The sequence below is a fragment of the Mycobacterium noviomagense genome (assembly GCF_010731635.1).
GTDB lineage: Bacteria > Actinomycetota > Actinomycetes > Mycobacteriales > Mycobacteriaceae > Mycobacterium > Mycobacterium noviomagense.
On sequence record NZ_AP022583.1, the window covers coordinates 1,398,226 to 1,421,400 of the forward strand.

Genomic DNA, 23,175 nt, shown 5'->3' on the forward strand with positions numbered 1-23,175 from the left:
TTCGTGTTCCTTCCGTGGTTGTTGAATCGTTGCTGGGGTGTTCGGGCGCGGACGTGGGCGACGTTTGCTGCGCCGGGGCAAAAACGCGGGCGATGCCGCCGCATAGGCAGGCGACAGCATTACCGTCCGGTCCAAACGCGGGCGGGCAGGGGCAACCGCCTGGGGTGCGCGGACCTGTGGCTACCCGGCGGCGACGTGCCGGTATGCGGGTGCTGGCCTCTGCCTAGTGCGGTGCCCAGGGCTGCTTGCCCCGTGCCCTACACCCCACCGACCCCGGCACCCGCTACCCGAAGGACACGCCTGCCCGGTGTCCCTGCCATACCCCGCGTCCTGCTCCTACCCCAGAAGCACCCTGTCCCTTCCCGTCCTAGCCTGCCCTGCCTGCCCCTGTCCTGTGCCTCTGCCACTGGGCACCTGGAGGGCCCCGGCACCTGCCGGCCCTGTCTGAGCCCCTGGGGGTAGGGACCGGCTGTGGCCAAAGGCCCAGGTCAAGGCCGCCGAGTTCACCAGGTGGTCTCGGGTCCCAAACGTAGTCTTTGGGCGTAGAGTGAAGGTCAACGGCGACACCACTTCCAGAAGCCGTTGTGTTGATTTATCTAGTGCAGTGAAAGGTCAAGTGAGAAGCAATGATTGATCTCACGCTCGAGGTTTCCGGTCTGCGAATGCAGCTGGGCACCTCAAACGACGAATGGCTCGAAGACCGGCGTCAGCTTCTGGCGTTCATCGACTTCATCGACACACAGGTGGACGTGATCGATGAGGAGGAGGAGCAGGAGGAGGAGGAGGACGAGGAGGAAGCCGAGGCGTGCATACATCCTCGGGTCTATGGTCCCGACAGTGATCGGGAGGGCATCTGCGTGGTGTGCGGTGAGTTGGATCCCACCTATGAGTTCGCCGCCGCCGAGGTTGAGGCCCCCACCGCCGCCGAGGTGGAGGCCCGCAACCAACCCGCCGTTGTCGAGCCGATCAAGCGCCGTCCGGTCCGGGAGTTCGATCCGATCGAGGTGCTCGCCAAACATCTCCCGATCGCGATGCTTCTGGTCAAGAGGGGCATGATGACACGAAACCAGATGGCCGAGAAGCTTCACGTGAGCCCGGGCACAGTTAGCGCCAGCCTCAATTACCTGTCGGGCAAGGGCCTCGTACAGCGAGTTGTCGGCAGCCGCTATTGGCAGGCCACCGCCAGCGCCAAGGCGCACCAGCTTGTGGCGGCATAACCAGTGACGGGAACACGGCGCGGATGTCGATGAGGCGCAACTTCGTATCGGTCTAGATCGTCATCCGCTCGCCTTGATGGTTCCGCTGCCGCCGGCCAGGGCAGCTCGGAGCACAGCGGCGCCGTTGAGCGGCATGTGCTGGGACGGTGCCTGGTTCGCCTGAGCCAGAGCCGCAGCGAGGAGACCGGCTGCGGTCTGCGGTGCCGGGCTGGCTTCAGCCTTGCGGAGTTCCCCGGCCCGGCGCTCAAGCTCCTGCATATCGCGGAAGTAAGCCAGCACACGCTCTCGCCATTCCCGATCGGGGTCTACCGGGTCGGGCATCCCGGCAACGTCGCCGACTATGCCCCGCTCCTGTAGTCGCTTGGTGAATGCGATCGCCGCTGCCTCGTCTGCGTTGTCGTACTCGGGTTGGGTGGCGGCGAGCTGCGCCGCCAGCTTGCGGGCTGATCCTGTGGTCATCTCGCGGTGGTTCCTTCTGTCGCGGTGGGGATGTGAGGGTGGGGCCGGAAACGGCCCACAGCGTTGAGCTGAGGGCCATTCCAGACGGAGGTGTAGCCCGCTACCGGGCGGACAGCACGCGCTGTGCTTCGATGGCCTGCCGGATCGCGGCGCCTTCAGCGGGTGTGTTCAGTCCCCACTCGACGTTTTCACGGACGGCGACGACGAACAGCGGGTTGAGCTGGCCGTAGTGCTCGTACCGCTTAGTGCCCGCGTTCTCCAGCTTGTCGAGCTGGTCGAGGTCGACCGGGCGCAGCACGCGGGTGAACGCATCGACCCGCCCGGCGATACCGGGCAGCTCTCGCAGCGAGGCAATCCATCCGTCGCAAGAGGCGATGACCGCTTGCGCCCGCGCGGCGCGCTGATACTCGGCCAGCACAGCCGGACCGCCCCGGACGATCGCGGCGTCGGAGAGGTCGTCGGGCAGTGCCAGGACGGCCTCGGTGAACTCGGCAACGGCCGCGTCGAATCGTGGTTCCAGTTGCTTGATGATGCCGGGCACGGCTGCTCCCGCCTTGGTGAGCACGTCGCGGGCCGCAAGGTTCAACGCCTGCCGTTTGGCAGTTTCCAGCGCAGACAAGTCGGTGGCACCGACGCGGGTCGCAATTCCCATCGTCGGCAAAAGCTGATTGGCTAACTCGCGGATCTTCTCTTCGACGTTGTCGGGTGTCACGTCCGTAATGCCGAACACGACCGGGTGTCCGGTCTCAACGAGGCGGATCGCGTCGAGCACTTCGACGGCGCGGGCAAGTTCTTTCGGTAGCTTCACGCCAAGCGCCGTCCATCCCGCTACGGAATTGGCGATGTAGATGGGATCGAACATGTTTAGATATCTCCTTCGGTTGTTAACGCGCCGGCGGATGTGCCGGTCGCGTTGAAAGAACCCGCCAGCGGGTGCTGACGGGATAGTGGTGGTGTAGATATCCGGGGTGGACGGTGGACCGCTTGGTGGACGCCTGAAAGTGGCTCTGACCAGGAGTGGACGGGTGGACGGGCGTCCACCCAGACTGGCGAACGAGCGAACAAACTCCGCCGGGCGGCGGATATCACATTGAGTGTGTATTCGCAGCTAGTTATATATAAGTAAATATACTAACTATTTTATACCCGCTGCGAAAGCGAACTGCGTCCTAATACCGCCCGCGAGACGCCGTCCCCGCGCCGACCAGTGGACGGGCGTCCACCCGTCCACCCCAGGTCAGGCAGTGTTTTACCCGTCCACTTTGACCGTCCCGGCGTCCACCCCTTGGGTGAGCCGGTACCAGTCGTCACCTGTACCGACGACTTCGCCGGACTCGATCAGGTAGTCGAGCGCCAGCTCGAAGTAGTCAGCTCTCCACTGTGACTTTAACGCCCGCCGCAGATCGCTGCGTGTGATGCCGGTCGGATGCCGGTGCAGCTTGCGCCGCAGCACGTCGACCTGGCGCTGAAGGCGTGCGGCGTCCTCTGCTTCGGCAGCGGCTTCGGCGCGTAGACCCTGATCCTCGCCGGCCAGCTTCGCCGTCGCCCTGCTGCGCTCAGCTATCGCCCGCTGGGCAGCCTCGCGTGTGCGATCGGACATCGCCATCACCACACCGGCCAGGTTCCAATCGGACTCCCTGACCGATTCGTGATGACCGTTCAGCACCGCTAGGGCGTAGGCCACCTTCACCTGTGCGTAGAGCCGGTGCCCGTCCAGGGCGTCGGCATCCCCACGCATCCCGCGCTTGCGGGCCTCCCGCATCGCCCGCTTCGCCGCGCCGCAGACCTCGACTCTGAGCATCACGGGAACAACGGTCCGGCCCAGTGCGCCGGGATGATCCGGCTCGGTATCCGGCGGAGTGTCGTTGGCCGGGAACCACACGAACCGCTGCGCCTGCCCGGTGGACACCGACTCCGACGACAAAAGCAAGTGCGCGTTGTCGTACTGCACCGACGCCAGCGCGCACAGCCGGTACGACCCTGCCTCGACGGTGACGTTCTTCGACTCATCGACCGTTGTAAACCCCAGCGCGCCATCGGTGAACGCTGTGCACAGCCGTTGCATCAGCGTCGAGCCGGTGCGGCTCGCCGACGCCTTCAGCGATCCCAGCTCATCGGCGTAGACCACGGCCGCGTCACGAATCCACCTGTCGACGTATTCACCTTCCTCTTTGACCCGCGAGGCGAACAACCTCGGAATCGCTTCGCCGGAAGCGACTTCGGTGGTGTGCACGGAACTAGGCCACAGGTGTTGCGCCGCTCGGTTGGCGATACCTTTGCCGCCTCCCGACCTGGCTGCCAGCACGGCGTAGAAGTTCAGGCCACCCGAGTAAGGGCCGTTCACTCCGGTGTCGAGCCGCACGCTGGGCGGCACGTCGGCCAGCACCCGCACCAACAACGCGCCCAGCACCGCCCACGGCGAGGCCAGCTCGGCGTGTGCCGCCTGCCGGATATGCGCCAGCTCGGGCCGTGCATCCCAGAACGTGCTGAGCCTGCCCTCTGCCGTCCAGTACAACGGGTTCTCCGGTTCGGCGCGCTTCCATGCCGACCGAATCCAGTTCTCGATCTGCTGGGGATCATCGCCGCCCGACTCGTCGTAGGCGGCTGTGATCTTGCCGTTGATCGTCTCGGCGTCGAATCCCAGCGTCTTGGCGATACCGACAATCCGAAGCGTCTGCCGCCCCGCTGCGTTGCGCTCACCCGCACCGGCCGCTGCAATCACCGCCAATTTCTCTGCGATGATCCGCTCGCCAGCTTCACGCTGTTCTGGCGTCACGTCCGCCGGCTCCGCGACGACGGCCACGTCGTCACGAGTGCGAGTGCTGGTGCCGACCAGACGCTTCGCCAGCTCGGCGGGAAACTCGGGCAGTTCCCAAACAGATACTCCCCGCGAACCGTCCGCCTGCCGGTACGCACCGCCACCGGGAAGGACGGTGCCCGGCGCGAACACGTTGCCGCCGGACGCCCGAATATCAACACCCACCATGCCCAAGACGTTGGCACCGCTGCGGACTTCGGTGTCCTCGGGCGCCCGGTAATAGAAGTGCCGGCCACCCGATTGGGTGGCGATCACCAGGGGCGTGGACGGCAGCTCGACCCCGGCGGCTTCCAGCGACTCGAAACCGTTCTTGCCGTGGCTGGTGTCGATGTCGACGACGACAAGCCCGCTCAAGCCGGTGTTGATGGCGATGGCATCCCACCCGGCCCAATCGGCGGGATCTTCGAACACCCGCCGGGACCAGTCGCTCGGGTAGCTCACTCGTTTCTTGCCGTTGCCGTCCAACTCGACGCTGGCCGGTGTGCAGCAGTAGCCCAGCGCGGCGTACTGCTGAACCCGGTCGAACATCTCGGTCATTCGGAGATGTCCTCGACCACCGAAGCGACCTCAGCCGTTTGCAGACTGACGCGCTCTCGGTCCATAAACCCACGGCCCTGCGCCTCGAAGGACACGCACGGCACATAGCCGTCCTCGTGCTCAGCAGCGCCCGTAAATACCGAACCCTCTTGGAAAGTGCCGGGAATCACCCGGTAAACCCACCCTTTGCGAGTCGTGACGGTTTTGACCTTTGAAGGGTCCTTGACCAGATTCATCTTGTTTTACTCCATTCTTTTCATTGTGTTGTGTCACAACCACCTTCGGGTGGTTGCGTCAGCTCTCAGCTCGACGCTGAGGGCCTAACGGACACCGGGCGGTGTTCCGAGTATCGGGAGACGCCTACGGGCGTCTGAGGGTCCGCGAGGGCACCTGCTTGAGGGCCTACGGTCCTCGACGCTTTTGGGCACTCGCTACGCGAGAAACCCCCGACCCGCCCAAGAGGAGAGGCAAGGACGAGCCGGGGGCCTCGGGGTAGGCCAGCCCGGAGCTGGCCTGAGGGGACGACCCCACCCGGAGCAGGGGCGTCCCGGTCTATGTGCGCTTAGCCGAGAGCCTTGATGCGCTCGGCCAGCTCCTCGGGGGTGATGGCCTCCAGAGCGCGGACCAGCTCGACGGCCTCACGGTTACGGTGGTGACGCCGGGCGTCATTCAGCCGTTTGCACTTGCGGCAGAACCCCTGGGCGGTGCGGGCTGTCGCTGTCGGTGTCGGATGCCCGTGTGGGCAGTGTGTGGCGGTGTGGTTCGCCATGTGGCCCTCCTGTGCTTATCCGTGCGGATGGGTTGGTTGAAAAAAGAGCCGGCCCCGAGGGCGGGGCCTGTTTCGGTGTGTGTGTGGGTTGACAACGGTCACGCGGTTGGCGTACCGTCGTCATTGGTGGCCGAAAATGACGGCCGTTTTGCCGTGCCCTCCCACACTTATGGAGAAAACCGGACATCAGCAGGTCAGGATACTTTTTAGGGTATCCGTCCACCGCGCCGGGGTCGGAACCATCGCCGGACGGCCATGCACCACCGATTGCCGCCACCTTTGACCCGGATGGAAGCGGCGCACCGATCGTGGCGTAGGTCTCGCCGGATACACGGCGTTGACGCACCACGACGTGGAGAACCCACGCATGATCCCGTGCCGCACTTCCAGCTCACGACTGGCCTTGCGTTTCCTAGGTCGCCGTTGCGTTGGTCGATCCACTGGCCGGACATAGCGGCCCGGATACCGGGCCGCGTTGAGTCCGTCCCGGCGGGCCGGTGGCTCGGCGCCACCGATGAGCCATGTCTTCGTCGGGGTGATGTACTCGACGTTCTCGTACCGCCGGGCCACCATGACCGGATGCTTGATGTTCAAACCGCCCAGCCCGTCCGGCCCCGCTGGGACCAACGTCGGCCACGGTTCGTGGATGACCATGCTGTGGGGATCACGCGGATACTTCCTGACGCCGTCAGCAAGGCGACGTTTCCGGGCCTTCCGGTCAGCGTCAGCTCGACGCCTACACGTCGCGCCGCAGTACCGGGCCTTGTCCGGGAGTGCAGGCAGCCCGCCTTCGTCGTCGTTGATGCCCCGCTTGATCAAGACCTCCCAGCAGATCGAGCAGCGAAGCTGCACCATCGACCACCGCCCCTCGGGTACCGCTGCCGGTATCCCGGTGATCCGGGTCGCCTCCTCGTCCCGCTCCCGGTTCAGCCACGTAAGCCGGACGCTCGTCCAATCCCGGCCCTCATGGATCGCCCCGACATGCCACGTCTCGCCCTCGTCATGCGGCTGCGGCAGCCGATGAACCTTCTCCGCGTCGCCGCGTTTGAGCGGTCTCTTGCTGCCGTAGTACCAATCCGGCTGTCGCCGGACGCGGGACTGTTCGGTGAGGTCGTCGTCCTCGCCCCAATCGCGCTCGCGCTTGTCGATCTTGCGACCAGCGGTCAGTACGTGATCGGCGTTGACGATCCCGGTCTCCGGGTGCCGTGCTTCGCGGGACTCGAACTCGTGGCGGGTCATTCCGGCGTCCCGTAGCGCGGCTCGTAGAGCGCCAATTCAGCCTCGCCGAACATCATGTGATGGTCGGGGATCACCTGCGAGTCGATCTGGATGGCGCCGCCGATGTGGTCGAGCATCCGCTCGTACATCGGATGCGAGGCCCGAAGTAGCGGGCTGCGGTAGACGAACTGCCAGCTAGTCAATTCGCCTTCAAGCTCGGTGATCCGGCCGACGTACAACCAGCACGGCTCGCAGATGCCCATCGTGACCGCATCGCCGTTCAATATGTCGATGGTCGGAAGGTTGGGGGCGGTGTTACCCGCCCCCTTGATCCCGGTCATCGGTTTCTCAGTCTTTCGCTGGGCGGCACGTACAGCGACTCAATTGCCGATTCAGGGACCATGGCCTTGAAGGTGACCATCCCATCCACCACTTTGAGAGATCCCATCTTCGCCATCACCAGCAGTCGGTGATCTTGGGCTTGATCGGTGTCCAGAAAGACGCCCGAGACTTGGGAATATCTAGCCTTCGGATCGTTGATCCTCATTGCGTTATCTCCTGTTTGTTCGGTGGCAGCGATTCCCCGCTGCCCTGGGTCGCCCAATTCGGGCCTGTTGCTGATCTGCGCGTATTCCAGGGCCTGCTTAGTCCCGAGGGTGCGAGTGACGGGCTCCAGTTCGCTTGTCGCCCGACTGCCGTTGACGGGCTTCTGGTGCCGGTCGTCCGGCCTCACGTCTTCCGACCACGCCGTTGTGATCGACACTTGCAGTGAAGCATGTCGTCTAACCGGTTTTCAAGAGGTTAGACCAGCGGGTGGGCATGTTATGCTGCTTGACATGGAACCGAGGGTGACGTTGTCCGAGGAGATCGGCCCACAAGGCGAATGGACGGCGGAGATGACCTGGTACGACGACGACCGGCGCGGACCGAGTCAGGTAGTGATTCGGCCAACCGACCCCGACAAGCGCCCGGCAGGCGGATTGTCATCGACGGTCCTGCGTGAAGTGGACTTCGCGGCGGCGGTAGATGCTGTGCGAAAGATCGAACAACACCCGGACCTGGAGATGGTGATCGACTTCGCGACCGTAGGCGGCGAGCTGCGGGAGCTTTCGGCTCGCGGTCTTACCGATGAGTACCTCGTGTGGCTCTCGTTCGTTTACTGCGCCGCCAGCCAAGAGAAGCCCGACAGTGGGCCGGTCGAATACCTTGCCGAGATCACCGGCAAGTCACCGGCCGCGATCAAGAGTCACCTGTGGCACGCAAGCCGTAATGGCTTCCTGATCCGCACGCCGGGGCGGCGTGGTGGGCAGATCACCGATAAGGCCCGTGCTGCGCTTATGCCCCCCAGCGGTAGAAACGTCACGTCCGAAACTTGACAACGAACGGTCTCCAGACAGGTCGACTGCCTCACTATGATCCCTGCCTATGCCGGTCGCTAAGGAGGAAATCCTCGAAGAGATTCGACGATGCGCCGCTGAGAACGGCGGTGTCCCGCTGGGCCGCCAACGGTTCATGGCTGAAACCGGGATCAAAGAGAGCGATTGGCGCGGGCGCTACTGGGTCTCTTGGAGCGATGCCATCGCTGAGGCAGGCCTTCAGCCAAACTCGATGCAGAGCCGCCGACACGAAGACGAATACATCTTGCGACGCATGGCTCTGCTTGCTCGGAAGCTCGGTCGATTCCCCACCGAGGCGCATCTGAGGTTGGAACGCCGGTCTGACGATAGTTTCCCGAGCTGCGGTAGCATCCGGGCGCGGCTGGGCGACAAGTCCGCACAGCTCGCGCGGCTTCGCATCTTCACAGAGACCGAACCCGATCTCGCAGACGTAAATGAACTATTAGCAACGAACGTCGCGGATGATGAGCCGGAACCCTCTCAATCGTCGATTTCGACACACCCCAATGGCGTTGTCTATCTGATCAAATCCGGGCGATTCCACAAGATTGGACGGTCAAACCACGTCGGTCGGCGGTCGTACGAGATAGGGCTTCAGTTGCCCGAGAAGTACGTCCTGGTCCACTCGTTCGAGACGGACGACCCCGCCGGCATCGAACGCTACTGGCACGACCGATTCAAGGACCGTCGCCGAAACGGCGAGTGGTTCCTGCTGTCCAAGGCTGACGTAGCGGCGTTCAAGCGCCGACGTAGGTTCATGTAGTCGGCCACCGGTCATCCTTTGCCGAAATCTGACAACGAACGGAAGGACGGAATGACAAATGACGACCGAACAGGAACATGCTGACCGAACGCTCTGTACGCCATGGGCTACCACCAAGCGGCCAAGAGTAAGCCCAGTTCCACCGAGGCTGAGCGAAAGGCATTCGGCAACCTGTACGCGGATAAGTACGCCGTGGAGGGACTGACCCCCGCCGAAGCGTGGAAGGTTTATGCAGCCGAAGAGAAGTAGGTCTCCAGCTCCGCTGTTGCGGCGAGAATTTGTGCACGACGAACCTGTATTGCCTTCGCCGCACCATCACCCCACTTAAGCGCCCAAGTGAGAAAGTCACCAACATCGGAAACGTTCTCTATCTGCCCCGCGCACTCTCGCAAGTCGGCGTACTCCGCCATCGTCAACTTCCCGAGCTTCTTTACGGGTACCGCCACCCGTCGATCGTCTGTCAGTTGCACGATGGCATCGGTGTGCATAGCTATCCGTCGGTAGAGCTCCGAGAACGTCTGGTCGATGAACGTCTTGAGTTCGATGGCCCAGCGTTCGATGCGCTGGAACTCGTCGGAACCTGCCACATTCTCAAGCCGTGGGCTTCGCTGAAGAAGCGATAACTTTGACGGCAGCTCGTGCAAGGTGCCTAGTAGGCCGAACACGTGCGATTTCAGGTTGTTGTTGTCGTTGGTCATGTCGTTGCAATTCCGAGGTCGGTTGTTTCCAGGGCGTGGGTTCACGTCCCTCGGCATCAACGGTGGCACACGGGACCGACAATCCTTCGCAACGACACGGCAACACGCCGGGGTTCTTATGCGGTTTCTAGACTGCGGTGCGTTATAAGCCGCTCACTGCGCCGAAAACCAACCCTGCGCCGTCAGCGTCGCGCCGCGACCGTGAGCCAGCGCGTCCCTGATCTGCTTCTCCGCCGGTAAGAACCGGCTCACACCGTGTGCAGCTCATCAGCCGACACCGTAAGGCCCGACGCATGATGGAACACGATGTCATCGCCGTTGACTTCCATTCCAGCAATGCCGTTATCCCGCATCGCGGTTAGCAGTTCTTGCCAGCCGGCCACAGGCTGACCACTGGCGTTCATCTGCTCCGTCAGCTTGTACACGTCGCCCAAGATGAGATTCACTCCTTCGTGGTCGAACTCAAGGCGGACATTCATCGAACGGAGCCAGACGTTACGACCTGTGATGTCCTGACGCGCCCACCAATCGCCGAACTTCTCGCCGGTGGGCTTCCACGTCCACCCGGCCGGCTTCACGGTCTCCTTGGACAGCTTCTCTTGGCGGGCGGCAAGCTCGGTGATCCGGTGGTTGAGCCGAACTCGCTGGGGAGTCCCTGCCTTGAACTCACCCGTACCGAGCAGGTCCACTAGGTCGGCAAGCGTTGCGTCAACTTCGGCCAGCTCGGATGAGTAATCCGAGCCTGATTCCCATTCACGCTCAAGACGTTCGGAGCCACCGAGCAATCCCAGGATGACGGTCTCGACGCGCTTGTCCGCGTAGTCCAGCGGTACCGACTTGTTCCCGCACGTCGTCTTGTACTGAGCCGACGCACAGCGGTACCGGGGCTTACGCCCGGTGCCGCCCTTGAGCCGGTATGCGGGCTTCCCGCACACGCCGCAGTAGATGACTTGGAGTAGTAGCGCGCTGCTGCGCTTGGTCGGCTCCTTGCGATTCTCCCGGTCGGCCAGCTCTGCGCCGAGCCGATCGAATATCTCTCGGGTGATGATCGGGTGAGCCCGGACCACGGGCGAGCCGTCATCGTTGCGGACGACCTTCTCGGGTCCGAACGCCTTCCGTCCCTTGGTGTCACGCTGTACGCGGCCCTGAGCGTCGGTGAGCGGTTCCCTAGTCACCACGTACCCGAGCAGCGTCGGAGACGTGAGAGAGCGTTTAAGCGGGCTGGAGTGCCACTCGTAGCCCTTGACCTCACGTCCCTGAGTCTGTGCGAAGCGATCCTTCGGAGTGAGCACACCGCGAGCGGACAAGTCGTGGGCAATCGCTCGCAGTGGCTCCCCATCCAGCACACGACGGGCAACCTCGTTGATTACCTCGACCTGTACCGGATCTTGGACGAGTCGCCACATACCGGACTCGTCCTGCTGAGGCAGGTAACCCCACGGCGGTATGCCGCCGCGGTACTTGCCGGCCTTGAAGTTGTGCCGGAACGCTGAGGCGTTGCGCTCGGAGATGGCCGACAGTTCCATCTCGGCAACCTTCGCCACCAACAAGGCGATGATGTCACCGAAATCGGTGGAGAGGTCGAAATACGTCTCCGTTGCCGATACCAGCGTGACAGAGTGTTCACGCGCCCACCGGATGAGGTCGGCCAGGTCGAACAACCTGCGGACGATGCGGTCAGCCCGATAGAACACGAGCACGTCGAACTCGCCGAGGCGATTCGACAGCCAGTCTCCGAGCTGCGGCCGGCCAAACGGCGAGGTGGACCCGGCGGATACATCTAGGTCTTCCGCGATGCCAACGACCTCGTAGCCGCGCTGGTCGCACAGGTCACGGCAAGTGTCGAGCTGGCGTTCCGGTGAGGTAGTAGCGTCGGTGACTCGGGAGAGGCGGACGACGATCAATGCTCTAGGCATGGGTGTAAACCCTACACCGCCGAGTATTCGACTGTGGACATTCCTGACTCGTCGACCGCCAGCAGGGTCATCCGTGCTTGCAGCGCGCGAAACAGTTTGCGCATTAATGATTTTCCTTCCTTTGATGAACAGCGTCACAGCACACCTGAACGCAGAACGTCGCCGGCCAGCCCAGCCACCACGGGGACAATGCCCAGGCAGACGAACGCCGGTAGAAAGCACAGGCCCAATGGACCGGCGATCAGCACAGCGGCGCGCTCGGCGGTCGCCTCGGCGGTGTGCGCGGCGTCGTGGCGGGACTGCGTGGCGAGCTCGGCGAGCCCGTCGGCAAGCGCGGCACCGGAACTCGCCGACCGCCGTGCCAGCCGCAGCAAGGCATGGGTGTGGCTGTCGAGCGAACTCGCCGGCAGGTCCGGTGGTGGCGACCATGCGGTCGCCGGGTCCGCGCCTAGCGTGAGCAGGTCGGCGGCGCGGCGCAGGATGCGGGCCAGCCGCGGCGGCGCCGATGCCGCCGTCGCCGCGGCGGCGGTCGGCACGGCCATGCCCGCCGCCAAGCACACCGCGAACACATCCAGGCTGGAGGCGACCGCGAGCGGGTCTGAGCCACGTGCTGTTTGCCGCGCCGGCCCAGCCGACCGGATACCGATCCCGGCGCGTGCACGCATGATGGAGGGCCCCGCGCCGGTCAACACCGCGAGGGCCAACAACACCGCTGCGGTGCTCATGGCGCCACCCGGTCGGTGATCCGCTCCGACCACAGCAGCCCGCCACAGACCAGCACCATCCCGGTCACCAGCAGCCAGCCACCGGCATGGCCGTCCAGCAAGAAACGCAGCGGTTGCGCGCCGATCAGTTGACCCAGCAGCATCCCAAGCACCGGCAGAGCGGCCAATATCACCGCGGTGGCGCGCGCCCCGGCCATCCTCGCTAGCACGCGCGCCGAAAACCGCTGCCGCTCAGCGATATCCCGCTGCGCTGCCCGCACCAACGCCGACATCGCCAGTCCGTGCTCGGCAGCCAGCTGCCAGCACACCGCAAGGCGCTCCCAGTGCGCCGGCATCGCCGAGGACCCGGCAGCGCTGCGCAGACCGGCGGCGACGTCGGCACCCAAGCGGGCGCGCGCCGCGACCGTGCGGAAACGGTCAGCAACCGTGCCGTCGGTTTCGTTGGCGGCGACAGCGAACGCGCGCACCGGGTGGGCACCGGAGCGTAATTCGCCGACCAGAACATCGATCGCGGCTTTTAGCGACCGACTCTCCGCTACAGCGCGCCGGCTACGCCGGCGCCGCCGCCATCGCAATCCCATCGTTGCCACCAGCACCGCGGCGGCGAGAACCGTTGTCAACGGCAGCAATAGGGCTGCCACAACCGCAGCGCATGGTGGAACCCAGCCGACCCAGCTTGCACGCGCCACCGGCCGCGCAGTCGGACCAGCGGCTGTGAGCCGGCGCCGCGACGAGGGCAACACCCCCAACGCAAGCGCGAGCATCAACGCAGCGACAGCCGGGCCGCTCATGCCGACATCCGGCGGTCCAGCAAGCAGCGTAAGTCCTTTGCCCCCTCGGTTAATCCGCGGTCGGCGTGCCACACAGTCACGACTTCGACACGCCCGCTGTGAGTTTGGCGCAGCATCGCGATCTCGGCCAGCAGGCGCCGGCCGGCCCGGTCGCGACCGACGTGCAACAGCACCTGCACCGCTGCGGCGAGCTGGCTGTGTAGCGCGCCCCGATCGAGGCCGCCCAAAGCGGCCAAGGCTTCCAACCGGGCCGGAACCTCGCCGGGGCTGTTGGCGTGCACTGTGCCGGCGCCTCCGTCGTGGCCGGTGTTCAGCGCCGCCAGCAGATCCACCACTTCGGCGCCTCTGACCTCGCCGACCACAATCCGGTCGGGCCGCATGCGTAAGGCCTGCCGCACGAGTTGGCGTACGGTCACTTCGCCCACACCTTCGACGTTGGCGCACCGTGCCACCAGCTTCACCAGATGCGGATGGCGGGGCGCCAGCTCGGCGGCATCCTCGACACAGACGATCCGTTCGCCGGGGGGCACCGCGCCCAACATCGCCGCCAGCAGAGTCGTTTTCCCCGCGCCCGTACCGCCCGAGACCAGAAACGCCAATCGGGCGGCGAGGATCTCGGCGAGCAGCTCAGCGGCCTGCGGCGCGATCGCGCCCGCCTCGCTCAGCGCCGCCAAATCCTGGGTAGCCGGGCGCAGCACCCGCAACGACAGGCAAGTCCCTTTAGCGGCGATCGGCGGCAGGACCGCATGCAGCCGCACGGCGAAACCCCCGGAACCCAGACCGGTCAACCGGCCGTCCACCCAAGGCTGCGCGTCGTCGAGGCGACGGCCGGCGGCCAGCGCCAACCGCTGCGCCAAGCGCCGCACCGCGGCCTCGTCGGCAAATCGAATCTCGCTGCGCTGCAGGCCGTTTCCGTCGTCGACCCAGACCGCATCCGGCGCAGTCACCAGGACGTCGGTGGTCCCGTCGGCGCACAGCAGCGGCTCGAGGATGCCGGCGCCGGTGAGCTCGGTCTGCAACACCCGCAGATTGGACAGCACCTCGGTATCACCAAGCACCCCACCGGATTCGGCCCGAATAGCGGCTGCCACCACATTCGGCCGCAGCGGCACGGGTTCCGCCGCCAACCGCTCACGCACGCGTTCGATGAGGGAACCGCTCACGCTGCCCCGCCTTCCGGCTCGGCCGGTCGGCTGGGCAACACGGCAAGTACCCGGCGGGCCGCACCCGCCAACGCCGATCGGCGGCGCAACCGAAGCCCGCCGTGTTCGAGTTGCTCAGCGATTCGCGGTTCGGCTCTCATCGACGCCAACAACGGCACGGCGGCGACAGCGGCGACTTCCGCCGCGCGCAGCCCGCCCGGAGACGGCCCACGCGCGACCAGCCCTACGTTGGGGTTGATCGTGGATAGCACCGGGGCGATCGTCGCGGTGGCTGCGCATGCCGGTACATCGCATGGGCTGATGACGACCACCAGATCGGCTGACTGTAAAGCGGTTTCGCATGCGTCAGTTAACCTGCGCCCAACATCACAGATCACGGTTACGCCGCCGCGGCGGCCGGCGTCGACGACGGCCTCCACCGTCCCGGGATCCAGTTCATATCCGCTGCGGGTGCCCGAGAGCGTGCTGATGCGCCGGCGTCGCGGTAGGGCCTCGCGAAGCGCTGACCAGTCCAGCCGCCCGCCCTGGACGGTCAAGTCGGGCCAGCGCAAGCCCGGTGCGTCTTCACAGCCCAGCAGCAGATCTATGCCGCCGCTCCAGGGATCGAGATCGACCAGCAGCGCGTTGTCGGAAGTCAGCGCCAGCGCCGCGGCGAACACCGATGCGCCGCCTCCGCCTCGTCCGCCGATAACGGCAACCACGCCGCCGCGCAGCTGTTGGTCGTGCGTCGACTCTGCGGCGTCGGCAAGTTCACGGACCAACGCGTGCTCCTGCGCGGGCAGCGCCAGCACATGCTGGGCGCCGACCGCAATTCCGGCAGCCCAGGTCGCCGCCTCAGGTTCGGTGCCGGTGACCACGACGACATGGGAGCGCCGTGGCAGCGCCTGCTGCTGACAGCGGCCGGCCGCCGTATCGTCGAGCACCACCGCGGCGGCCGCCGACCAAGTCTTTTTGTTCAGCGCCGCCGTACCGCTCACGTGAACCACCCGCACACCGACTGCTGCGGCGACGCGATCGATTTCGTCGCGCAATGCCGGTTGGCCGACGATGGCCAACACGCCGGCTCCGCCGGGCGGTCCCATCAGATTTCGAGTGGAGCTCACTCACCTACCCTGGCGGCCGTCGCCCGGAACCGCCAGTCCCCCAGCGCAATTTGTGGACAACGGCTGATCTGTGCATAACTCCGCTCGCAGATCACCAATTCGGAGAAGACACGAAGAACTAATTACGCGATGGCCGACGCGGCTCGAGAACGCCACTGGCGGAAGGATTAACCCCGGAAAGGGGACGACCCCCGCCAGGGGGGGAGGAGGCGAGGGTCGTCGTGTATCAGCCCCGGGGGGTCGGGCTGATACACCCTCGGCACAGGCCGAGTAATGCTTACTATACACGCGACAGTCCCCGCGGGCGCAAGTGCTGCTTGCAAGAGAAAGCAGAACACCCTAGTAATTTCAGGCGCGGAATCGGTGCCACCCACAGGCGCCCGCAGCAGCGTTCGAGCCGGTCTTTATCCACACCCTTCGCGGCCTGTCGCACGATCACCCTATGCTGGGCCGGTGACCGTCGCCAATTCGGCCGCACCGCAGCAAACCTCCCCGCACGTACCGGCGCAGCCTGACTCGCAGCCGCGCACCGCCGCTTTTTTCGACCTCGACAAGACGGTCATCGCCAAGTCCAGCACGCTGGCGTTCAGTAAAGCCTTCTTCGATCAAGGTCTGATCAACCGCCGCGCGGTGCTCAAGTCCAGCTACGCCCAGTTCATCTACCTGCTGTCAGGCGCCGACCATGACCAGATGGACCGGATGCGTGTGCACCTGACCAACATGTGCGCCGGCTGGGATGTCGAGCAGGTCAAGTCGATTGTCAACGAGACGCTGCACGACATCGTCAGCCCGCTGGTCTTTGCCGAAGCAGCCGATCTCATCGCCGGCCACAAACTGTGCGGCCGTGACGTGGTCGTGGTATCGGCTTCCGGCGAGGAGCTGGTGGCACCCATCGCCCGTGCGCTGGGCGCGACGCACGCGATGGCAACCCGGATGGTGGTCGAAGACGGCAAGTACACCGGCGAGATCGCGTTCTACTGCTACGGCGAAGGCAAGGTGCAAGCGATCCGGGAGCTTGCCGCGCGGGAGGGATACCCGCTCGAGCACTGCTACGCCTACTCCGACTCGATCACCGATCTGCCCATGCTCGAGGTGGTCGGGCACCCGAGTGTGGTCAACCCAGACCGAGCGCTGCGCAAAGAGGCGATCGCCCGCGGCTGGCCGGTGCTGACGTTCTCGCGGCCGGTGTCCCTGCGCGACCGCATCCCCGCGCCATCGAGCGCCGCGGTCGCCGCGACCGCCGCGGTGGGCGTGAGCGCGCTGGCCGCCGGAGCACTCACCTATTCGCTGCTTCGCCGCTTCGCCTTCTAGCCGCCAGCAAACACTGGCGGTGCCGCTGCGGCTGGGCGGCGACATTTGGCTCTTGATGTGATGGGGGTCACGTAGTACAAAGGAGTCACGGAAGCCCGGTGAGGCCAAGGTCGATTCGGAAGAGAAGAATCGATCTCCCGAGCCGGGCGGCCCAGCACGGATACCGGCACCCACGCGGAGCCACAGCCGCGATAATGGCAGAAGTGTTGCGGGCCTGCGTAATTGCGAAGAGTGAACGGTTTCGACGGCCCTTTGGGTGGGGCTGCCGCCGATCGCTTTGCAAGATCGCCGAGGCCAACCCACGCAGCCCAGAGTTGCACGCTTGGTAACCGAGTTCCGTGCTAGCGGGCGGCGCGCCGAAGACCTTCGGATCGTCGCCCGCTTCACATATGTTGAGGGCTTTTTCGTGGCCTCCCCGGCTAACGACCCGACAACATGTCGGCGATCGCCAATGCCTCGCGTGCGCCGTCCTGCAGTGCGCGGCAACACAACACCAACCAGCGCGTGATCCCTTCGGATGTGCTGGTCGCAAAGCCCTCTGCCGCCTGGCGATAGTTCGCGGCGCGGCGCATCCAATACACCTCAGGCACCCCCAGCCCGTGGGGATCGAGACCGCTCGCGATGGTCACCAGCCGCGACACCGCACGGGCCACCACGCCGTCCGCGCTGCCGAACGGGGCCAGCGTCAACAGCTCACCATGCGCGACGGCTGCTACCACCGGCGCCGGGGCTTGGGTGCCGCCACTGACCACCTCCGCGAGCAGCTCGAGACGCGGCGCGATGTGCGCGTCGGCGCGGGGCCGGCCCAACCGTTCGTCGTGGACCCGACCGGCGGCCGCCAACATGTGCAGCCGGGCCAGCGCCTGTAGCGGCGCCCGCTGCCACACCGCCACCAGGCTGGTCTCGCCGCCCTCCAGCGCTTGAGCCACCCGCAGCGCCCCCGCGAATACCGGGTCGGCGGCCGCGGAGTCGTCCATCTTCAACGGTCCGCCGTCGAGTACCGACGAGGCCCGCGCCGCCCGCAGCGCCGCCTCCGCCGCGGTCACCGGCCAGCGCCGCAGGTTGGCCCGGTGCCGGTGCGCCCGGCCCAGCGCCTCGCGTGCCTGATCGGCAGCCGCAGCGACACCGGGCAGCTCCAGCAGGGGAGCCAGCGGGTCAGTGGTCACGGGATGCCAACCTAGCGGCGATCGCAAGCGCGGCGAAGCCGGGTGCAGCGGGTCGCCGCCATTTGACCTAGCGCGCCGGTACCGCGGGGATCGCGGCCAGCAGCTCGCGGGTGTAGTCGTGGCGAGGTCGGGTGAATACGTCTTCGGTGGCAGCGTGCTCGACCACCCGCCCGGCGCGCATCACCAAAACCTCGTCGGCTATCTGCCGGATCACCGCCAGATCATGGCTGATGAACAGGTAGGTCAGGCCGAGTCGGGCCTGCAGGTCGGCGAGCAGATCCAGTATCTGAGCCTGCACCACCACGTCGAGAGCGGACACAGCCTCGTCGCAGACCAGCACCTCGGGGCGCAGCGCCAGCGCCCGGGCGATGGCGACCCGCTGGCGTTGACCGCCCGACAGCTCGCGCGGCAACCGGCCCAGAAGCGACGACGGCAACGCCACCTGGTCGGCCAGCTCACGCACGGTCGCGGCGCGCTGCCGACGGTCACCGATGCGGTGGATACGCAACGGTTCCTCGATGGCCCGGAACACCGAGTACATGGGATCCAAACTGCTGTAAGGGTTTTGAAACACCGGCTGCATGCGTCGACGAAACATCAACGTCTGGCGTCGGTCGAGGGCGCTGATGTCCTGACCGTCGAAAAGCACTGTGCCCGACGTCGCAGGCAGCAGGCCAAGCACCATTCGCGCCAAAGTGGACTTGCCCGAGCCGGATTCGCCGGCAATCCCCAGCGTGGTAGCGCGCCGCAGCCTGAACGACACCGCGTCAACAGCACAGAACTCGGCATGCCGCCACGGAGTTCCCCGGGATACCCGGTAAACCTTGGTCAACTCCGTAGCGACGACCAGTTCGTCGCCCGGCCGACCGGCGTGTTCTGCCGCTTCGTACACGACGCGCTGACGGGTTTGCGCCGCGGACGTCGTGCGCGGCGTCAGCGCCGGTGCAGCGGCCAGCAGCCGTCGAGTGTAGTCGTGTTGCGGGTTCGCCAGAATATCGTGTGCAGCACCGGATTCCACAACGAGACCGCGGTGCATGACGACGAGGTGCTCGGCGCGTTCGGCGGCCAGTGCCAGATCATGGGTGATCAGCAATACCGCGGTACCGCGCTCGTGGGCAAGGCGCTGCAGATGGTCGAGCACCTTCCGTTGAACAGTCACGTCCAGCGCGGAGGTCGGCTCGTCGGCGATCAGCAGGCGCGGTCGTCCGGCCAACCCGATGGCGATCAGGGCTCGCTGGCACAGGCCGCCGGAGAGCTGGTGCGGATAGCGCCGGGCCTGAGCCAGCGGATCCGGCATACCGGCCTCAGCGAGCAGGTCCACAGCCTGAGCATCACTGATGTTGTTGGCGCGCAACGCCTCTCGCACCTGAAAGCCGACCTTCCATACCGGGTTCAGGTTCGTCATTGGATCTTGCGGGACGAAGCCGATCGCCCGGCCCCGCACCGAGCACAACACCCGCGGACCGGCCGCGGCTAGGTCCAGGCCGTCGAAAACGATGCGCCCTCGGGTTATTCGGCCACCGGCGGGCAGCAAGCCGAGGATCGCGGCAGCGGTGGTCGACTTTCCTGAGCCGGACTCACCGACCACGGCGACGGTCTGTCCGTGGTGGACCGTGAGCTGCACACCGCGAACCACGGCATCGTCGGTGCCGAACCTGACTTCCAAGTCCTCGACCGCCAGCAGCGGCGATTCCGGGCCGGTCATGACCGCGAATCCAAGGCGTCGCGCAGCGCGTCGCCCATCGCCATGAAGGCCAGCACGGTGATCGCCAGTGCGCCGGCGGGATAGAACAAGATCGGCGAGCCGGCCCGCAGCCGGACCTGCGCGACGTTGATGTCGCCGCCCCAGGACACCACCGACGGCGGCAGCCCAACTCCGAGGTAGGACAACGTGGCTTCGGTGACGATGAAAACCCCGAGCGCGATGGTGGCGACCGCGATCACCGGGCCGATGGCGTTGGGCAGCGCGTGGCGCAGCAAAATCCGAAACCTGCTGAGTCCCATGGCCTGCGCGGCCAGCACATAGTCGCTGCCTCGCACCTCGATGACCGCGCTGCGGGCAATGCGGGCGATCTGTGGCCAGCCGAACAAGGCCAGGATCGCGATCACCGTCCACACGGTGCGATGGTGCATGACCTGCATCAGCACGATGGCGGCCAGTAACAGTGGTATCCCGAAAAAGACGTCGGCGGCCCGGGACACCGCCGCGTCGAGCCAGCCGCCGTAGAAACCGGCCAGCGCGCCCAGCGCGCCGCCGACAACGAACACCGCAAGTGTTGCGCCCAATCCGACGGTGACGGAAGCCCGCGCTCCGTAGACGGTGCGCGCGTAGATGTCATGGCCTTGCAGGTCCGTGCCGAACCAGTGCGCTGCCGACGGATTCAGCAGGCTCTGGTTGGGATCGGCGTAGGTGGGATCGATGCTGGTGAACAGCCACGGGAACGCGGCCACCCACCCGATGAGCACGATTAGCGCTGCGGCGACGAGAAACTTTGGATTTCGGCGCAGACCGTGGCAGATACCGCGCCAAAAGCCATGGGTTGCAACGCGTTCAGCCATAGCGGATCCGGGGGTCCAACGCCGCATAGAGCAGATCAACCAGCAGATTGGTGACGAGGTAAACGACGACGAGCACCGTCACGATCGACACCACGGTCGGCGCCTCCTGACGAGTGACCGCCTGATAGAGCACACCGCCGACGCCGTGGATGTTGAAGATGCCCTCGGTCACGATCGCCCCGCCCATCAGCGCCCCGAGATCCGCACCGAGAAACGTCACCACCGGAATCAGCGAGTTGCGCAGAATGTGCACGGCGACGACTCGCGGTCGGGATAGTCCCTTGGCGGTGGCGGTGCGCACATAGTCGGCATGGGCATTGGCCGCCACCGCCGAGCGGGTCAACCGCACCACGTAGGCAAACGACACCGAGCCCAGCACGATGCCAGGTAGCAGCAGTCGCGCGAACGTCGTTTGATCCCCCACCGTGACGGGGGCGATCCCGAGCCGGACACCGAACACGAACTGCGCCAAGAAGCCCAACACGAAGATCGGGACCGCGATGATGACCAGACTAGCGATTAGCACCCCGGCATCAAAGATGCCGCCCTGACGTAAACCGGCGATGACGCCGAAGCCGATGCCGAGGATCGCCTCGACCGCCAGCGCGATCAGCGCCAGCCGAATCGTCACCGGAAATGCTTGGGCCAACACAGCACTGACCGGTAACCCCGAGTAGGCGCGGCCGAAGTCGCCGTGCAGGATGCCGCCGAGGTAGTGCACATACTGCAGCCAGAAGGGGTCATTGAGGTGGTATTGGGCGCGCAGTTGTGCTGCCACCGCGGGACTGAGCGGCCGGTCCCCGCTCAATGCGGCCAGCGGATCGCCGGGCAGCAGGAAAACCATGCCGTAGATGAGCAGCGTGGCGCCGAGGAAAACGGGAACCATCACCACGATGCGGCGGACGAAATAGGCGCCCATGTCAGGTCTTGACGATGTGTTCGTAGTCGGGCAGGCCATTCCAGGTGAGGTTCACGTTGCTCACCGCAGGCGAGTGCCCGGCCGCTGTGACGGTGTACCACAGCGGCACGACAGGCATGTCGTGCAAGAGGATTCGTTGAGCGCGGTTGCTCAGCGCATACGACTCCGCCAGGCTGGGCGCGGCCTCGGCTTTCGCCAGCGCCGCGTCGAAATCCAGGTTGGAGTAGCCGACATCGTTGGCGCTGGCCCTCGTGACGAACAGCGGCGCAAGGAATTCCAGCATCGACGGATAGTCGCCTTGCCAGCCGGCGCGAAACGCGGTAGTGATGCTGCGGCCGGTGATCTGGGTGCGGAATCCGGCGAACGTCGGCTGCGGCGCGCCGACCGCGTCGATGCCCAAGTTGTTCTTGATGCTGTTGGCCACCGCGTCGACCCATTCCTGGTGGCTGCCGTCGGCGTTGTAGGCGATCGCGTAACGGCCAGTCCATTTCGAGATCGCGTCGGCCTGCGCCCAGAGTCGCCGCGCCCGGTCGGGGTAGAAGTCCAGAGCGTCGCTGCCTTGGATGTGCGGGTCGTATCCGGGCAGTGAGCTGGCGGTGAACTCGCGGGCGGGCGTGCGGGATCCGGCGAAGATCTGCCGGCAGATCTGGTCGCGGTTGATCGCCGCCGACAGGGCCAGCCGGCGCAGCCGGCCTTCTTCCCCACCGAAGTGCGGCAGCCGCAGCGGCGTGTCGAGCGTCTGGTTGACCGCCGCGGGCGCGGTGACAGCCCGCTCGCCGAGGTCTTTGCGGTAGACCGGCAGCACGCTGGTCGGAATCGTGTCTAGCACATCGAGATTGGCCGAGAGCAGATCGGCGTAGGCGGTGTCGAGGTTGGCGTAGAACGTGAAACGCAGGCCCTTGTTCTGCGGTGTGCGGTTGCCGTGGTAACCGGGATTGGGCACCAGGTCGATTTTGACGTTGTGCTGCCAGGCGTCACCCGCGGCGAGCTTGTACGGGCCGTTGCCGATGGGGCGCTGCCCGAACGTGGCCATGTCCTTGAACGCCGCCGCTGGCAGCGGATAGAACGGCGAAAACCCAAGTCGTAGTTTGAAGTCGATTGCCGGCGCCTTGAGCCGCACAGTGAACTCGCGATCGTTGACCACCTTGAGGCCGGACATGGTGGTCGCGGTCGGCTTCGATGCGGCCAGCTCGTCGAACCCGGCGATCGGGCTGAAAAAGCTCTGTTGCAGTTGGGCATTGGTGGCCAGGGCGCCGTAGTTCCAGGCGTCGACGAACGACTGCGCCGTCACTGGTGTTCCGTCGCTGAAGGCCCACCCCGGTTTGAGCACGATCCGGTAGTTGACGTTGTCGGTGGTGTCGATCGACTGCGCGACCTCCAGCGACGGTGTGCCGTTGGGGTCATAGGACATCAGACCGGCAAACAGTCGATCCAGGATGCGGCCACCGTTGCTGTCGTTGGTGTCGGTCGGAATCAGCGGGTTCTGCGGTTCGCCGGCGTTGACGACGACCACGTCGGGGCTGACCCCACCGCCCCCGCAGCCGGTGAGCGCCAGCATCGCAGCGGCGGTCATTGCCACCGCGACACGCATCCGATTCATGAGCCCGACCCTAAGTCCTCCGGCTGCGTCGACGTCGTTTACCCGA

The 23,175-nt window shown here is 65.6% G+C and carries 23 protein-coding genes and 1 pseudogene; 4 read left to right on the top strand and 20 right to left on the bottom strand.

Features of this window, described 5'->3' with window-relative positions; translation table 11 throughout:
* The first annotated feature begins 662 nt into the window (after positions 1-662).
* Positions 663-1,217: a DeoR family transcriptional regulator gene (locus G6N15_RS06605; protein WP_232070364.1), complete on the top strand. Its 555-nt coding sequence runs from the start codon at positions 663-665 to the stop codon at positions 1,215-1,217.
* A 60-nt stretch (positions 1,218-1,277) separates the two neighbouring features.
* On the opposite strand, the gene G6N15_RS06610 is transcribed toward G6N15_RS06605, so the two are convergent.
* From G6N15_RS06610 to G6N15_RS06645, 8 genes are all read right to left on the bottom strand, one after another.
* The gene (locus G6N15_RS06610; RefSeq protein ID WP_083089259.1) at positions 1,278-1,676 is read right to left on the bottom strand and encodes a hypothetical protein; all 399 of its coding nucleotides are present in this window, start codon (positions 1,674-1,676) and stop codon (positions 1,278-1,280) included.
* A 100-nt stretch (positions 1,677-1,776) separates the two neighbouring features.
* On the bottom strand, positions 1,777-2,538 hold the full coding sequence (locus G6N15_RS06615; protein ID WP_083089260.1) for a hypothetical protein: 762 nt from the start codon (positions 2,536-2,538) through the stop codon (positions 1,777-1,779).
* Between the two features lie 387 nt (positions 2,539-2,925).
* Entirely contained in the window at positions 2,926-5,031 is a 2,106-nt protein-coding gene (locus G6N15_RS06620) for a bifunctional DNA primase/polymerase (RefSeq protein WP_083089261.1), read from the bottom strand.
* Positions 5,028-5,267 carry a hypothetical protein gene (locus G6N15_RS06625; RefSeq protein ID WP_083089262.1) on the bottom strand — a complete coding sequence of 80 codons (240 nt, stop codon included), beginning with the start codon at positions 5,265-5,267 and terminating at the stop codon, positions 5,028-5,030. Before G6N15_RS06625 ends, G6N15_RS06620 begins: the two co-directional genes overlap by 4 nt.
* Before the next feature lie 326 nt (positions 5,268-5,593).
* A complete protein-coding gene (locus G6N15_RS06630; RefSeq protein ID WP_083089263.1) occupies positions 5,594-5,800 on the bottom strand; it encodes a hypothetical protein in 207 nt (68 codons plus the stop codon).
* 186 nt (positions 5,801-5,986) lie between these two features.
* The gene (locus G6N15_RS06635; RefSeq protein WP_083089264.1) at positions 5,987-7,039 is read right to left on the bottom strand and encodes a hypothetical protein; all 1,053 of its coding nucleotides are present in this window, start codon (positions 7,037-7,039) and stop codon (positions 5,987-5,989) included.
* Positions 7,036-7,359, bottom strand: coding sequence for a hypothetical protein (locus G6N15_RS06640; RefSeq protein WP_083089265.1), 324 nt, complete (start codon positions 7,357-7,359; stop codon positions 7,036-7,038). Before G6N15_RS06640 ends, G6N15_RS06635 begins: the two co-directional genes overlap by 4 nt.
* Entirely contained in the window at positions 7,356-7,781 is a 426-nt protein-coding gene (locus tag G6N15_RS06645; protein WP_139797974.1) for a hypothetical protein, read from the bottom strand. The genes G6N15_RS06640 and G6N15_RS06645 overlap by 4 nt, the downstream gene beginning before the upstream one ends.
* A gap of 73 nt (positions 7,782-7,854) precedes the next feature.
* On the opposite strand from G6N15_RS06645, the gene G6N15_RS06650 reads away from it, so the two are divergent.
* Both G6N15_RS06650 and G6N15_RS06655 read left to right on the top strand, forming a co-directional pair.
* Positions 7,855-8,394 carry a hypothetical protein gene (locus G6N15_RS06650; RefSeq protein ID WP_232070365.1) on the top strand — a complete coding sequence of 180 codons (540 nt, stop codon included), beginning with the start codon at positions 7,855-7,857 and terminating at the stop codon, positions 8,392-8,394.
* A 136-nt stretch (positions 8,395-8,530) separates the two neighbouring features.
* Positions 8,531-9,178: a GIY-YIG nuclease family protein gene (locus G6N15_RS06655; protein WP_163747965.1), complete on the top strand. Its 648-nt coding sequence runs from the start codon at positions 8,531-8,533 to the stop codon at positions 9,176-9,178.
* Between the two features lie 227 nt (positions 9,179-9,405).
* On the opposite strand, the gene G6N15_RS06660 is transcribed toward G6N15_RS06655, so the two are convergent.
* The 7 genes and pseudogenes from G6N15_RS06660 to ssd all read right to left on the bottom strand — a co-directional run bounded on the left by G6N15_RS06660 (position 9,406) and on the right by ssd (position 15,553).
* Positions 9,406-9,876: a hypothetical protein gene (locus G6N15_RS06660; RefSeq protein ID WP_083089269.1), complete on the bottom strand. Its 471-nt coding sequence runs from the start codon at positions 9,874-9,876 to the stop codon at positions 9,406-9,408.
* A 248-nt stretch (positions 9,877-10,124) separates the two neighbouring features.
* Complete coding sequence (locus tag G6N15_RS06665) at positions 10,125-11,792, bottom strand: recombinase family protein (RefSeq protein ID WP_083089270.1); 1,668 nt, start codon at positions 11,790-11,792, stop codon at positions 10,125-10,127.
* A gap of 20 nt (positions 11,793-11,812) precedes the next feature.
* A pseudogene (locus tag G6N15_RS06670) lies at positions 11,813-11,896 on the bottom strand (DUF4244 domain-containing protein); the annotation flags it as partial.
* Positions 11,897-11,926: 30 nt separating this feature from the next.
* On the bottom strand, positions 11,927-12,517 hold the full coding sequence (locus G6N15_RS06675; protein ID WP_179961787.1) for a type II secretion system F family protein: 591 nt from the start codon (positions 12,515-12,517) through the stop codon (positions 11,927-11,929).
* A complete protein-coding gene (locus G6N15_RS06680) occupies positions 12,514-13,308 on the bottom strand; it encodes a type II secretion system F family protein (RefSeq protein WP_083089271.1) in 795 nt (264 codons plus the stop codon). The genes G6N15_RS06675 and G6N15_RS06680 overlap by 4 nt, the downstream gene beginning before the upstream one ends.
* Complete coding sequence (locus G6N15_RS06685; RefSeq protein ID WP_083089272.1) at positions 13,305-14,471, bottom strand: TadA family conjugal transfer-associated ATPase; 1,167 nt, start codon at positions 14,469-14,471, stop codon at positions 13,305-13,307. Before G6N15_RS06685 ends, G6N15_RS06680 begins: the two co-directional genes overlap by 4 nt.
* Entirely contained in the window at positions 14,468-15,553 is a 1,086-nt protein-coding gene (gene ssd, locus G6N15_RS06690; RefSeq protein ID WP_083089273.1) for a septum site-determining protein Ssd, read from the bottom strand. Before ssd ends, G6N15_RS06685 begins: the two co-directional genes overlap by 4 nt.
* Before the next feature lie 474 nt (positions 15,554-16,027).
* On the opposite strand from ssd, the gene G6N15_RS06695 reads away from it, so the two are divergent.
* The gene (locus tag G6N15_RS06695; RefSeq protein ID WP_083089275.1) at positions 16,028-16,885 is read left to right on the top strand and encodes an HAD-IB family hydrolase; all 858 of its coding nucleotides are present in this window, start codon (positions 16,028-16,030) and stop codon (positions 16,883-16,885) included.
* Between the two features lie 419 nt (positions 16,886-17,304).
* On the opposite strand, the gene G6N15_RS06700 is transcribed toward G6N15_RS06695, so the two are convergent.
* The 5 genes from G6N15_RS06700 to G6N15_RS06720 form a co-directional block, all read right to left on the bottom strand.
* Positions 17,305-18,051 (bottom strand): Fic family protein, encoded by a 747-nt coding sequence (locus tag G6N15_RS06700; protein ID WP_083089276.1) that lies wholly within the window; start codon positions 18,049-18,051, stop codon positions 17,305-17,307.
* 67 nt (positions 18,052-18,118) lie between these two features.
* A complete protein-coding gene (locus tag G6N15_RS06705) occupies positions 18,119-19,756 on the bottom strand; it encodes a dipeptide ABC transporter ATP-binding protein (RefSeq protein ID WP_083089277.1) in 1,638 nt (545 codons plus the stop codon).
* Positions 19,753-20,610, bottom strand: coding sequence for an ABC transporter permease (locus G6N15_RS06710; RefSeq protein ID WP_083089278.1), 858 nt, complete (start codon positions 20,608-20,610; stop codon positions 19,753-19,755). The genes G6N15_RS06705 and G6N15_RS06710 overlap by 4 nt, the downstream gene beginning before the upstream one ends.
* Positions 20,603-21,529 (bottom strand): ABC transporter permease, encoded by a 927-nt coding sequence (locus G6N15_RS06715; protein ID WP_083089279.1) that lies wholly within the window; start codon positions 21,527-21,529, stop codon positions 20,603-20,605. Before G6N15_RS06715 ends, G6N15_RS06710 begins: the two co-directional genes overlap by 8 nt.
* A gap of 1 nt (position 21,530) precedes the next feature.
* Positions 21,531-23,129 (bottom strand): peptide ABC transporter substrate-binding protein, encoded by a 1,599-nt coding sequence (locus G6N15_RS06720; protein ID WP_083089280.1) that lies wholly within the window; start codon positions 23,127-23,129, stop codon positions 21,531-21,533.
* Between the last annotated feature and the right edge of the window lie 46 nt (positions 23,130-23,175).